Genomic DNA, 13,768 nt, shown 5'->3' with positions numbered 1-13,768 from the left:
ATACAGGGTGCATTCATGAGACTTACTCCTTCCTCGCCTGGTGATATCTATGATCACCATTCGTGACGTTGCCCGAATCGCCGGCGTCTCCGTGGCGACCGTGTCCCGTGTACTCAATAACAGCGCGCTGGTCAGTGCTGATACCCGTGAAAGTGTGATGCAGGCAGTGGCGCAATTGGGCTATCGCCCGAATGCAAATGCCCAGGCACTGGCAACGCAAGTCAGTGACACCATAGGCGTAGTGGTGATGGATGTATCCGATCCGTTTTTTGGCGCATTAGTCAAAGCGGTGGATATTGTGGCGCAAGAGCACAACAAATACGTTCTCATTGGCAACAGTTACCACCAGGAAGAAAAAGAACGTCATGCGATTGAAGTGTTGATTCGCCAACGCTGCAACGCTTTGATTGTTCATGCTAAAGCTCTCAGTGACCAAGAGTTAAGCGACTTCCTCGAACACATTCCAGGTATGGTGCTGGTTAACCGCATTGTGCCGGGTTACGAACACCGATGTGTTGGGCTTGATAACGTCAGCGGTGCTTTGATGGCGACTCGAATGCTATTTAATCAGGGCCATCAACGCATTGGTTATCTTGCCTCAAGTCATGCAATTGAAGATAACGCACAGCGTCGTGAAGGGTGGTTACGCGGCATGACCGAGCAGGGGATAACACCGCCGGAAAGCTGGATTGGCGTGGGTTCACCCGATATGCAGGGCGGGGAAGCTGCGATGGTGGAATTGCTGGGGCGCAACCTGCAACTCAGTGCGGTATTTGCCTATAACGATAGCATGGCCGCCGGGGCATTAACTGCTTTGAAAGACAACGGAATTGTCGTGCCACATCATGTATCAGTGATTGGCTTTGATGATATTCCTATCGCGCGTTACACCGATCCGCAACTCACCACGGTGCGATACCCCATTGTTTCAATGGCGCGACTGGCAACAGAACTGGCGTTACAAGGCGCGGCAGGAACGCTCGATAATGGTGCAACACACTGTTTTATGCCAACTTTAGTACGACGTCATTCTGTGGCTCCACGACAAATTGCGGCACCGATCACTCTCTGAACAAAGTCTTTTATGTAACCGGTTTCAATTTGTGAGTAAATTCACAGTTAATTAACATTACGATGACTATGATGTCAGCGTTTTATCAGCTGAAACTATATGTAACGGTGATTAATCAGTTTGCCTATAGGTATCCAGCAAAAAAGATCAATAAAAGCAGTTATGGATCGTTACCGAACACGGAAGAGTTTTTTAATTATAGAAAATTTTCGGCTTTCAGTAACGTTTTCATAACATTGCTGCCTGCCTGAATACCCCTAGAACTACCCTGCAAAAAACCGGAGATACCATGAATAAGAAGGTTTTGACCCTGTCCGCCGTTATGTCTTGCATGTTGTTTGGCGCAACCGCTCATGCAGCTGATACCCGTATTGGTGTGACCATTTATAAATACGACGATAACTTTATGTCCGTCGTGCGCAAGGCAATCGAAAAAGACGCAAAAGCTTCACCAGACGTTGAACTGCTGATGAACGACTCACAGAATGACCAATCCAAGCAGAACGATCAAATTGACGTGCTGTTGGCAAAAGGTGTGAAAGCGCTGGCAATCAACCTGGTTGACCCTGCTGCTGCTGGCACCGTTATCGAAAAAGCGCGTGGTCAAAACGTTCCAATCGTTTTCTATAACAAAGAACCTTCTCGCAAAGCGTTGGATAGCTACGACAAGGCTTACTACGTCGGTACTGACTCTAAAGAATCAGGCATCATTCAGGGCGACCTGATTGCTAAACATTGGGCGGCTAACCCAGCCTGGGATCTGAACAAAGATGGCCAAGTTCAGTTCGTACTGCTGAAAGGCGAACCTGGCCACCCGGATGCTGAAGCACGTACTACTTACGTTATCAAAGAGCTGAACACCAAAGGTCTGAAAACCCAACAGCTGCAGTTAGATACCGCAATGTGGGATACCGCTCAGGCGAAAGATAAGATGGATGCATGGTTGTCTGGCCCGAACGCTAACAAAATCGAAGTGGTTATTGCCAACAACGATGCGATGGCAATGGGTGCTGTTGAAGCGCTGAAAGCACACAACAAATCTTCTATTCCAGTATTTGGTGTGGATGCCCTGCCAGAAGCTCTGGCATTGGTTAAATCTGGCGCAATGGCCGGTACCGTTCTAAACGATGCCAACAACCAGGCTAAAGCAACCTTCGATTTGGCGAAAAACCTGGCCGATGGTAAGCCTGCCGCTGAAGGCACTAAGTGGAAGATCGAAAACAAAATCGTTCGTATCCCTTATGTCGGTGTTGATCAGAGCAACCTGGCTGAATTTACAAACAAATAAGTTTTACAGTGATTACCGGGCGCATATTCGCGCCCGGTATCAAGCCTGATACTCAGTGACACTATTGGAACCAGGTACAACTATGGTCGACAATACTATAAATCAGTCGCCGGAATTCTTGTTGGAAATGACCAACATTAATAAATCATTCCCCGGCGTTAAGGCACTAGATAATGTTAATTTGAAAGTTCGTCCTCATTCTATTCACGCATTAATGGGTGAGAATGGAGCGGGCAAATCGACATTATTAAAATGCCTATTTGGGATCTACAGCAAGGATTCCGGCAGTATCCTTTTTCAGGGAAACGAAGTAAATTTCACCAGCACCAAAGAAGCGCTGGAAAATGGTATTTCTATGGTGCACCAGGAACTTAACCTGGTATTACAACGTACCGTAATGGACAACATGTGGTTGGGGCGTTACCCAACCAAAGGTATATTTGTCGATCAGGACAAAATGTACCGTGATACCAAACATATTTTTGATGAGCTGGATATTGATATTGACCCACGCGCCCGTGTTGGTACGTTGTCAGTATCACAAATGCAGATGATCGAAATCGCCAAAGCGTTCTCCTACAATGCCAAAATTGTCATTATGGATGAGCCAACATCCTCATTGACAGAAAAGGAAGTTAATCACCTTTTCAAAATCATTCGTAAATTAAAAGAGCGTGGTTGCGGTATTGTTTATATTTCTCACAAAATGGAAGAGATCTTCCAGTTATGTGATGAAATCACCATCTTGCGCGACGGACAGTGGATTACCACCCAGCCATTAGAAGGGCTGGATATGGACAAAATCATCTCCATGATGGTTGGCCGCTCTCTGAACCAACGCTTCCCGACAAAAGAAAACGTCCCAGGCGAAGTGATTATGGAAGTTCGTAATCTGACTTCTCTGCGCCAACCTTCAATTCGTGATATCTCCTTCGATTTACATAAAGGGGAAATCCTCGGCATTGCGGGTCTGGTCGGTGCAAAGCGTACTGATATCGTTGAAACATTATTTGGCATCCGCGAAAAATCTACCGGAACCATTACCCTGCACGGCAAAAAAATTAATAACCATTCTGCGAATGAAGCGATTAACCATGGTTTTGCGTTAGTCACAGAAGAACGTCGCTCTACGGGAATTTATGCTTACCTGGATATCGGTTTTAACTCGCTGATTTCTAATATTAGTAAATATAAAAATAAAGTCGGCTTGCTAGATAACTCACGCATGAAAAGTGATACCCAATGGGTAATCGACTCAATGCGTGTAAAGACACCCGGTCACCGTACCGCTATCGGTTCGCTGTCAGGTGGTAACCAGCAAAAAGTTATTATCGGTCGTTGGTTATTAACACAGCCAGAAATTTTGATGTTAGATGAACCCACTCGTGGGATTGATGTTGGTGCTAAGTTTGAAATTTATCAGCTAATCGCTGAGCTTGCCAAAAAAGGGAAAGGAATAATTATTATTTCGTCCGAAATGCCGGAGTTGTTAGGGATTACAGATCGTATTCTGGTGATGAGTAATGGTCTCGTTGCGGGAATTGTAGACACTAAAACAACCACGCAGAACGAAATATTACGTCTTGCGTCTGTGCATCTTTGATAATTTAGGGGCTATTAAAAATGAGTGCGTTAAATAAGAAAAGTTTTCTAACTTATCTGAAAGAAGGCGGCATTTATGTCGTTTTGCTGGTACTGCTGGCAATTATTATTTTCCAGGACCCAACGTTTTTAAGTTTGATGAACTTAAGTAACATTCTGACCCAATCATCAGTGCGTATTATTATTGCACTGGGTGTGGCAGGGCTGATTGTTACTCAGGGTACTGACCTTTCAGCGGGTCGTCAGGTGGGTTTGGCAGCGGTAGTTGCGGCAACGTTTCTGCAATCCATGGAGAACGTAAATAAAGTTTTCCCTGAAATGAGCACTATGCCAATTCCGTTGGTCATCCTAATCGTTTGTGCCATTGGCGCAATCATCGGTCTCGTGAACGGTATTATTATTGCCTATCTGAATGTGACGCCATTTATCACAACGTTGGGCACCATGATCATCGTTTACGGTATCAACTCCCTGTATTACGACTTTGTGGGGGCGTCACCGATTGCGGGCTTCGATAGCGGCTTCTCGACCTTTGCCCAGGGCTTTATCAAGATGGGCAACTTTAAGCTTTCGTACATCACGTTTTATGCGTTGATTGCGATTGGCTTCGTTTGGATCCTGTGGAACAAAACGCGCTTTGGTAAAAATATTTTCGCCATCGGCGGCAACCCGGAAGCAGCAAAAGTATCTGGCGTAAACGTGGCTCTTAACTTGATTATGATTTATGCGCTGTCTGGCGTGTTCTATGCCTTTGGTGGGATGCTGGAAGCAGGTCGTATCGGTTCTGCAACCAACAACCTTGGCTTTATGTACGAACTGGATGCGATTGCGGCGTGCGTGGTAGGTGGCGTGTCGTTCAGCGGTGGTGTGGGTACTGTTGTGGGGGTGGTTACCGGTGTAATCATCTTTACGGTAATCAACTACGGCCTGACGTATATCGGTGTAAACCCTTACTGGCAGTACATTATTAAGGGTGCGATTATTATCTTCGCGGTTGCACTGGATTCATTGAAATACGCCCGTAAGAAGTAAGTATTAACATTCCCCCTTATTCCATATATTGGGTAAGGGGGAAATATTATATAGATAGATGAGTTATCTTTTCTTTTGAATCTGCCAGTGAATTAGATTTCAGCCAAAAAGCGGTAATTTATAAGCCCGGAAGCAAGTTATATTGTAGCGATACATATTGCTGTCTGCTGCGGTTCGCGCAAGCCCTGAGCCCACTGTGATATCAACCAAAATATTCCCTTCTGCATCCATCTCTCGCAACGGTAATTTTCCCTCCGCTGATCCATCCCAGACAGCATAGTCAACATCGCTAAAGCCTGGATCACAGGTGAATGCCAAGCCTGTACCATCAAAAGTAGCACCACCGAAGCACACCACAATGTTGCCATTCGACATAATTTGTTTGGCACCACACAGACTGCTGTAACCCTCAGAACCTGATTCGTACTCTGACAATAATTGTACCGTCATGGTATTAAGGTCGATTCGATAATGACCAATTCGACTTTGATTATTCCAGGGGGCAATACTCAGAGCATCATCGCGCGAGCGATAATTGCCATTATTAATAATTGAGATCTCGAGAATATTGGCCGCATCGTTATGGATCTCAAGAACGTTGTGTTGACCCCAGTTCCAGAATACCTGGTTTGCCTCATTAACATCATTCGGGTCTGTAAAATCGTATAGCGGAGTTCCGGTACCATCGACAGGGATCAGTAAATAGTCCAGATAATCTGAAGCCCAGGCTTCATGTGTTCCCATAATAAATCGTAAAATGGATGTCGCAACATCGACACCAAAGACTGCACTTTGATTACGACCAGAGGTCACGAGAATATTATTTGTCTCATTAATATAACATTGATTGATATGCAACCAGTCAATACTGCCGTCTGTGGAAGGCGCATTTGAAGGGCGTGTTGCACGTGAAATATCCAGAACTTTGGCCATGTCATAATAAGCTGTCTCAAGTCCCGTATTGAGATCTATAAGAGATACACCATCCTCAAGACTTGTACCACCGTCAGGGCGTGTACCCAGCGCATATTCTGAAGCACCGGTCAGTAAACCATTTGACTGTTGATAGAGTGAGTGGTGTAACGCATTGTCCAATAGATACATAGTATGAATTCGACCAATCATATCGAATTCATACATTTTTAGATAATTATCTTGAGCCACTGCGGAAGAGAGAAAGTGACCATTAGCGATACGCAGTAAATTATTTGAAGGGATATCTTTAACCGTAAACCAACGGACATTTGCATTATAGTCGAGTGCTAAATTATTGCGATCAAAGCAAGATATGAAATAGAGCCCATCAGCTAGTGTAGCAGGGTTATCAACGGGCTTCTTCAAGGTTATTTGAGGAAAGAGATCGTAGCCGAGCGGATCTTGAGCATCGGTTGGTGGCAGCGGTTTAGTGAGAGTCGAGTAATTATTCACCCCGAGAGACGACTCGAGCGTAATTATATTTATGGTGTCCGGTAATAACCCAGCTACCGGGATTAAATTTACTCCCACAGAAATTTCCTGAGTGAAGTTCAATGCAGGAGCCAACAGGTTTTCGTCAACAACAGTAATATTCACTATTTCTGCTGTTTCAGACCAGAGTCCAATATAGAGACTCAGCGGGGCAGTGCCATAGGGGTCAAGCGTGATATTTGGATTTTCTTGGGTGATAAAGGTGCTGATATCTGCGAGTAAATTGTCATATACCTGAGTGTGTGCGACAACAAGTGAATCTTCTGGATCTATGCCTTGGTTAATAGCAGTTCGCGGGTTTGGCAAGGGAGGGGTTGAGAGCATCATAATGAAATCCTTTTAGTTGAAAAAGTAATAATGGCGAGGTGCACATTACCTATCCCATACCTAAAATATTTTGTAAACCTCACCTGCTTTATTATGCGTTCAGTTAATAACGAATATGCTGAATGAAATGACTCTCCCTGTTTTATTTTACAAATAACAAGCACATCAATTCAATTAGTTAAATAACAAAAAACAACACATTTTGTCACTCTTGGTCAGACGCAGATTTGATGTGATTTTTATCACAAAACACTTTCTATGCTTTAATTAGAATGGCACGGCCGTGGGGGTGTGAATAAATTAAAAGGAACTTAAATATGTTTGGTGTTAGCAATAAAAAATATACCGCAATAATATTATCCTTTGTGGCTTTACTTTCCTTAATGTCATTCTGTAAAAGAACAGAAGCTTTGGAATTAAATTTGAAGAATGCATATAGCTCTGTAAATGCGGGGTATGCAAACTGGAACAGTGGTTTTGTAAATGTGCCGCGTGGTGAGGTATGGAAATTAACAGCTGATTTCGGAGCCATTTTCGATAAAGGAGAATTTTATTCTTTTTATGAGAATAACGTACTCAATCATGATATCGAAGGGCAAAATTATGTTGTATCTGCGCAAACACATATTCGCTTGCTTAGTTCTGATTTTAGTCTTATGGGGAAACTCTATGGGCAGTTTGATAATAAATGGAGTGATGATTTAGATATGCTATATGGCCTTGGGTATTTAGGCTGGAGTGGGAAATCTGGTTTTTTTAAACCATACATTGCTTTCCATAATGAATCTTCTGATTATAAATCAAAAGAAATGGGTGGTAAAAGTGCTAGCGGAAGAAATGGATATACAGTTGGCTGGACTAGTGCTTATTTCTTTTCTCTGTGGGAAGAAAAATTTGTTTTATCTAACTGGAATGAGTTTGAATTTGATCGTAATGATGCCTATGCCGAACAACAGCACGGTAAAAATGGCATTAATGGTGGGTTGACACTGACATGGAAATTTTACCCCCATCTGAAGGCCAGTATGACCTGGCGTTATTTCGAAAATAAATTGGGATATGACGGATTCGGCGATCAGATGATTTATATGTTGGGCTATGAGTTCTGAATTTAATTATTAAAAGGAATTATCATGAAAAAGAAATTGTTGTCGAGCATGATTGGATCTTTATTATTTAGCTCTACCTTGTTGCATGCTAGTGAAACATCTAAGCCAGCCACAGAAACATCTGAGAAAAAAATTAATGTGATTATCATTATGGCTGATGATCTTGGCTACGGTGATTTGGGAGTCTATGGACATCCGATAGTTCAGACACCTAATCTTGATGCTCTGGCAAATGAAGGAATGCGCTTTACACAGTATTATGCACCTTCGCCATTGTGCTCACCTTCTCGAGCCGGATTATTAACCGGGCGCACTCCATTTAGAACAGGTATTCGATCCTGGATCCCTGCGGGCAAAAATGTCGCATTAGGGCGCAATGAAAAAACCATCGCTAATTATCTAAAAGACCAAGGTTACGATACTGCAATGATGGGGAAACTTCATTTAAATGCAGGCGCAGAACGAATCGATCAACCACAGGCAAAAGATATGGGGTTCGATTATTCTCTGGTTAATGCTGGTGGTTATGTTTCCAATGACCTGGAAAAAAGCAAAGAACGTCCGCGTTATGGTGTCGTATATCCTAACGGTTTTGTTCGAAACGGGAAGCCAATTGGAACAGTTAAACAGCTCAGTGGCGAACTCGTCAGTGACGAAGCACTTCATTGGCTTTCCGATCGTAAAGATAATAATCCATTTTTCATGTACGTTGCATTTACAGAAGTTCATTCACCTCTAGCTTCGCCTAAAAAATATCTAGATTTATACAGTAAATATATGAGTGAGTATGAGAAAAAAAATCAGGATCTATTTTATGCAGATTGGGCAGATAAACCATGGCGCGGAGCTGGAGAATATTATGCGAACATCAGTTATCTCGATGAGCAGGTCGGGAAGATTCTCAAAAAAGTGAAAGAAATAGGTGAGGAAGATAATACAATTATTATTTTCACCAGTGACAACGGGCCAGTCACGCGCGAGGCTAGAAAATGGTATGAACTCAATATGGCAGGAGAAACAGGAGGGTTGCGTGGCAGAAAAGATAACTTATGGGATGGTGGGATTCGTGTGCCTGCTATCATAAAATATCCCCATCATATTAAGGCTGGTAGTGTAAGTGATATACCGGTCACAGGACTGGATATTTTACCAACATTAGCAAGCATGCTCAATTTTACACTGCCAACAGATCGCATTATTGACGGTCAATCGATTAAACCAATTCTTGCAGGGCAAACAATCACGCGAACGAAGCCATTGATTTGGGCAATTGACATGCCTTATCAGGATGATCCTGTTGATATGTGGGCCATACGTGAAGGTGATTGGAAGATGATTATCGATCGTAATGGGAAACCTAAGTATTTATACAATATGAAGAATGATATTGGAGAAGTAAATAATTTACTTGGGAAGCAATCTGATGTTGAGAAAAAACTCTTGATAGATTTTGAAGAGTATAAAAATAGTATAGAACATGATGCACTGATGGCTGCCCGTGGCGAAAAACCAGTAGCGGTAAACTGGAATTAATATGAAAAAAAGTTGCCATGTTATGGCTAAACCTACAGGGTCACAGTGTAATATCAACTGTGACTACTGTTTCTATCTTGAGAAATCTCACCTGTACCCTTTGCGAAAGTCATCCTGTATGGATAATGCTACGTTGGATCTTTTTATCCAACAGCAGATTGATGCGCAGCAAACAGATGAAGTCATTTTTGCCTGGCAAGGGGGAGAACCTACGTTGGCAGGGATAGATTTTTTTTCAAGAGCTCGTACATTGCAAAAAAAATATGCGAAAGGTAAGCGGATAATAAACACTCTACAAACTAATGGAGTGCTAATTAATGATAAATGGTGCAATTTTTTTCGCGAGCACAATTTTTTGATTGGTATTTCAATAGATGGGGATGAAGAACTTCACGATTGTTATAGGAAAACTCAAGCGGGTAAATCGACACATCAACAAGTCCTTAAAGCAATTAGAAAACTTGTAGATCATGAGGTTGGTTTTAATACATTGACTGTTCTCCATGATGTTAATGTTCAGCATCCATTGAGAGTTTATAATTACCTTAAAGAAATTGGTAGCACAGATATGCAATTTATTCCCTTACTAGAACGTGAGGCCAGGAGTGATTTAACAAGTGATTATACATGGGTACCCCCTGATTTTCAGGGGGAAACTAAAGTATCCGCACAATCCATTACACCCGATGATTTTTCTAAGTTTATGAAAACAATATTTTATCATTGGTTAAGGCGTGATATTGGTAATATTGGCATTCAGTTTTTCGAACATATATTTTCAGTATGGTGCAAACTACCCGCGCAGATATGCATATTTGCGGAGCAATGTGGTACAGCTTTAGCTTTAGAAATGAATGGAGATGTCTATCATTGTGATCATTATGTTTATCCGCAGTATAAGGCCGGAAACATTCATTCAGACAGTATTATGAATATTCGGGATGGGCAGAATAATACCAACTTTGCGATAGCTAAAAGTAAAAAACTGGCTAATGAATGCCAAGTATGTGAGTTCAAATTTGCTTGCTATGGAGGATGCCCAAAACATCGTATTACACCCTCACTCTCTGGTGGGGAGAATCTGAATTATTTTTGTTCTGGCTATAAAGCCTTCTTTCACTATGCAAAACCTTATATGCTCATGATGAAGTCTCTTTGGGACAATGGAATTTCTCCCACTGAGATAAAAAACCTTATTCTTTAACATACGGATACATTTACTGTGAGTTCAGGGATATTCAAGTACACGGATGTAAATTTTTGCAAAACATATGGTTGTAAAAATCTCGGAGTGCTCAATAGTTTGTCCTACCAGAAAAGTGGATTAAATATATTGTGCTTAGAATGTGGGTTCTCTTTTCCTGTTATTAGTGCAAGAGCATTGAATGTTTTCAAAGCTCAGGTTAACAAAGGCTATCAAGGTATCATTTTGTCATGCCCTCATTGCGGGAAAAGCAAAGGGCTTACTCGTCATGGGCGTTCGAAAAATGGATTGCAACGGATCAAATGCCCTGATTGCAGTATCACTTTCATCCATTATTGTGATTTTCCCATATCGCCACGGTTATTGATTATTGGGGAGCTCGTTCGAAATGGTAGATCTTTAAAAGAATTACCCTATGGATCAGAATACAGCAGTACAGTACTAGGGCGTGATCTATCAAAAATGGCATCGATTTCTCGCCTTATCCAAACTCAATCATCTTCTATATCAATAGACTCTGAGCTATCTACAGCGGCATTTTTAATTAACTTTAACGCTTCGTCTAATCGAATGTATGCCATTGTGACAGCTGATAAAAGGAGTCGACGCATTATTGCTATCTCTACAAATTATGCACCTTCGGCTACATCTATCCCTGTAGATTTTCAATATAAAATAACTGATGAAGAAAGTTGTATTGGACAAAATTTAGTTTCGCGGATATTTGCTAAAGACAGATTAATGAGTCGGCGTGATGTATATTTTGATACACATTATGGTACTGCACAGTTAAAAAGTAATGATTCTGGAGCTATTGTCAAACCTGTTCTTGCAGCCTATCGGCATTTCGAACTTGTCAAAACACTTACGGATAGGTATAGCTTATATGTTCACCATTACCTGGAGCATGAGTGCTTCATCTATGGCGGATGTTTGGTAGCGAATTTAAAAAGTGTCCAGGACGGGAATTGCCATATTTCTTTTGTTTACGAGCAGGGTGACAGGAAATGTCGAAAGAATGTTCACTCTGAAATGATTGTCTCAGATATCGTTTGGAATGATGCTTGGTATTATTACTCTCAGCGGCAGTATCATCTGGCAGTCTGTAACTTGACTGGATTGCGTCGTGGGAACAGTGTGTTTGAAGCAACGTTAGAGCCCGCTCAAAGTTTTATACAATTCGTTCAGCAGCATCCATTTTATATGTGTCTCATTCGACATTCGCCAGCTAATGTTAATTACTTACTGGAGTTTTTGATGCAGGAATATAACCAGTATTTTTATAATGCTGATACTTTTCTCGGGAATACCTGAACCTATCATTATTGATAAGGACTACGCGTTGGTAGCTTATTGAGCATCAATGTGAGGGAGTGTTTTTTCTTTCTTTTGTAATTCCAAAACCTGCTCCGGCGTGACAGCTGGGTAACTCTGCGCGTCTTCCGGCACTTCATATAATGCAGGAATGGGCACTAATGGCCCAAGAAAACGCGGTTCACGTTTGAAGAGATACAAATCCGCCAACGCTCCTAAACGCGCTCCAAATTCCCGGATACGCACCGTCATCATATTTTTTGGGGAAGGAACGGCATAACACTGCGCTTGAATACCCATATGCAGGGCGATAAATAACGCACGTTCACAATGGAAACGCTGAGTGATAATAATAAAGTCGTTGGTATCAAACACTTTTCGTGTGCGAACGATGGAATCCAGAGTGCGGAAACCTGCGTAATCCAGCACGATATCAGCAGGATCAACGCCTCCGGCAATCAGGTCTTTGCGCATGGTCATCGGTTCGTTGTAGCTTTGCAGCGCATTATCACCGCTTAACAGCAGATAGTTTACCTTGCCGCTGTTATAGGCATTTAACGCACCCTGAATACGGAATTGATAGTACTGGTTAATCACGCCAGTGCGGTAGTACTTGGCTGTGCCCAGCACAACGCCGACCTGGCGGTAGGGCAAATCCTGCAATTCGTCGTAAACGTAAGGCGCAGTTTTCCAACTTATCCAGCGGTCAAGACACAGCGCAGCTACCACAGCCAAGCCGATTATCACCAACAGGCTATAAAACACGCGCTTCAACATGGACTTGCAGCTCAATAAAGGGATGAAATTTTATTCAAGGCTACTTTACCTGATGGTGAAGAGCAAGATTCGCGGAATTGGTTGCGTCAATTTTCATCACTGCGGGTGCTAGCGCACCCGCAGTGGGGATCAATTTAAAAGTGCGCGGTCGATATTCATACAGCCCAGAGCCTTCAGCGTTGCGGCAGTCGCATCCCACTGTGTCAAAGGTGCTTCAGCTTTTTCTGCCAGAATAGCACGCTGGATTTCGTTGTAGTCGTAACCTGAAAGACTCAGCAGATTCAGTGCCGCTTGCAGAGGTGGCAGGGAAGGGTTGAATGCGGCATTTTCCGCATAGCTTCCGGTGAATATCTTTCCGTCACGCATTTCCAGCGCCACACCCGATGGCGCGTTACTGTATGGTGCATGGCTACGATTTGCCGCAGCAATAGCGGCATGGTTCAACTCATCGCCTTGCAGCACAAAGCCATGATCCATTTCGTCAAGTAACAAGGTTTTGATTTCTAAATCACGCGGGCCAAATGCATCTGGTAGGTAGTCGCCCAGCGTTGCAGGTTTACGGCCTGGCAGATTAATGCGTAATGCAATGCCGCTATTGAGCTCATTCATAAACTGGCGACAGTGCCCGCATGGTGTGTAGTTAACGGTTATTGCAGTTAGTGCTTTTTCACCGCGCATCCAGGCGTGGGTAATTGCGCTTTGCTCGGCATGGACGGTTTGTTGCATGGTAGATCCAAGAAACTCCATATTGCCGCCAAAGTACAGATTACCGCTTATACCACGGGCCACAGCACCCACGTAGAAATGGGATAAGTCTGCCCGGGCGCAGGCCGCAGCGAGTGGCAATAAGGCAAATGCCAGCGCATCGTCATCCAGTCCTGACTGGGCTTTCAATGATTCCACTTCCGTTGCGCTAAACATCGCGGGGAAGTGGGGATCAGCAATCAAGGGTTGCAAAGCGGCTTGCAGGGAAGCCGGGAGTTGTGCGAGAGCAGCCTGAAAACGTGAGCGCATGGGTCATAGCCTCATAACAAGTAATTGAA

Annotated in this window: 11 protein-coding genes; 8 read left to right on the top strand and 3 right to left on the bottom strand. The window is 43.1% G+C overall.

Annotated features, from left to right (window positions below):
- The first annotated feature begins 49 nt into the window (after positions 1-49).
- The 4 genes from galS (at position 50) to mglC (ending at position 4,994) form a co-directional block, all read left to right on the top strand.
- Positions 50-1,072 carry an HTH-type transcriptional regulator GalS gene (galS, locus tag FH968_RS13110; RefSeq protein ID WP_139880221.1) on the top strand — a complete coding sequence of 341 codons (1,023 nt, stop codon included), beginning with the start codon at positions 50-52 and terminating at the stop codon, positions 1,070-1,072.
- Between the two features lie 289 nt (positions 1,073-1,361).
- Positions 1,362-2,360, top strand: coding sequence for a galactose/glucose ABC transporter substrate-binding protein MglB (gene mglB / locus FH968_RS13105; protein ID WP_139880218.1), 999 nt, complete (start codon positions 1,362-1,364; stop codon positions 2,358-2,360).
- An 82-nt stretch (positions 2,361-2,442) separates the two neighbouring features.
- Complete coding sequence (gene mglA, locus FH968_RS13100; RefSeq protein WP_139880214.1) at positions 2,443-3,963, top strand: galactose/methyl galactoside ABC transporter ATP-binding protein MglA; 1,521 nt, start codon at positions 2,443-2,445, stop codon at positions 3,961-3,963.
- A 20-nt stretch (positions 3,964-3,983) separates the two neighbouring features.
- A complete protein-coding gene (gene mglC / locus FH968_RS13095; RefSeq protein WP_139880210.1) occupies positions 3,984-4,994 on the top strand; it encodes a galactose/methyl galactoside ABC transporter permease MglC in 1,011 nt (336 codons plus the stop codon).
- 99 nt (positions 4,995-5,093) lie between these two features.
- On the opposite strand, the gene FH968_RS13090 is transcribed toward mglC, so the two are convergent.
- On the bottom strand, positions 5,094-6,788 hold the full coding sequence (locus FH968_RS13090; protein WP_139880206.1) for an aryl-sulfate sulfotransferase: 1,695 nt from the start codon (positions 6,786-6,788) through the stop codon (positions 5,094-5,096).
- A gap of 383 nt (positions 6,789-7,171) precedes the next feature.
- Here FH968_RS13090 and FH968_RS13085 point away from each other — a divergent pair, with 383 nt between their 5' ends.
- From FH968_RS13085 to FH968_RS13070, 4 genes are all read left to right on the top strand, one after another.
- Positions 7,172-7,897 carry an outer membrane protein OmpK gene (locus FH968_RS13085; RefSeq protein ID WP_139880324.1) on the top strand — a complete coding sequence of 242 codons (726 nt, stop codon included), beginning with the start codon at positions 7,172-7,174 and terminating at the stop codon, positions 7,895-7,897.
- 24 nt (positions 7,898-7,921) lie between these two features.
- Positions 7,922-9,430, top strand: a complete 1,509-nt coding sequence (locus FH968_RS13080; RefSeq protein WP_139880202.1) for a sulfatase — start codon at positions 7,922-7,924, stop codon at positions 9,428-9,430.
- A gap of 1 nt (position 9,431) precedes the next feature.
- A complete protein-coding gene (locus tag FH968_RS13075; protein ID WP_139880198.1) occupies positions 9,432-10,634 on the top strand; it encodes an anaerobic sulfatase maturase in 1,203 nt (400 codons plus the stop codon).
- Between the two features lie 99 nt (positions 10,635-10,733).
- Positions 10,734-11,948, top strand: coding sequence for a cytoplasmic protein (locus FH968_RS13070; protein ID WP_223271320.1), 1,215 nt, complete (start codon positions 10,734-10,736; stop codon positions 11,946-11,948).
- A gap of 36 nt (positions 11,949-11,984) precedes the next feature.
- Here the strand turns inward: FH968_RS13070 and sanA are convergent, their stop codons facing one another.
- Together sanA and cdd are read right to left on the bottom strand one after the other, a co-directional pair.
- A complete protein-coding gene (gene sanA, locus FH968_RS13065; RefSeq protein ID WP_139880189.1) occupies positions 11,985-12,725 on the bottom strand; it encodes an outer membrane permeability protein SanA in 741 nt (246 codons plus the stop codon).
- Positions 12,726-12,854: 129 nt separating this feature from the next.
- On the bottom strand, positions 12,855-13,739 hold the full coding sequence (gene cdd / locus FH968_RS13060) for a cytidine deaminase (RefSeq protein WP_139880186.1): 885 nt from the start codon (positions 13,737-13,739) through the stop codon (positions 12,855-12,857).
- Between the last annotated feature and the right edge of the window lie 29 nt (positions 13,740-13,768).

Origin of the sequence: Buttiauxella sp. B2, assembly GCF_006376615.1 — a bacterium.
In the GTDB taxonomy this organism is placed as follows: domain Bacteria; phylum Pseudomonadota; class Gammaproteobacteria; order Enterobacterales; family Enterobacteriaceae; genus Buttiauxella.
This window is presented reverse-complemented; position numbering and strand designations above follow the sequence as displayed.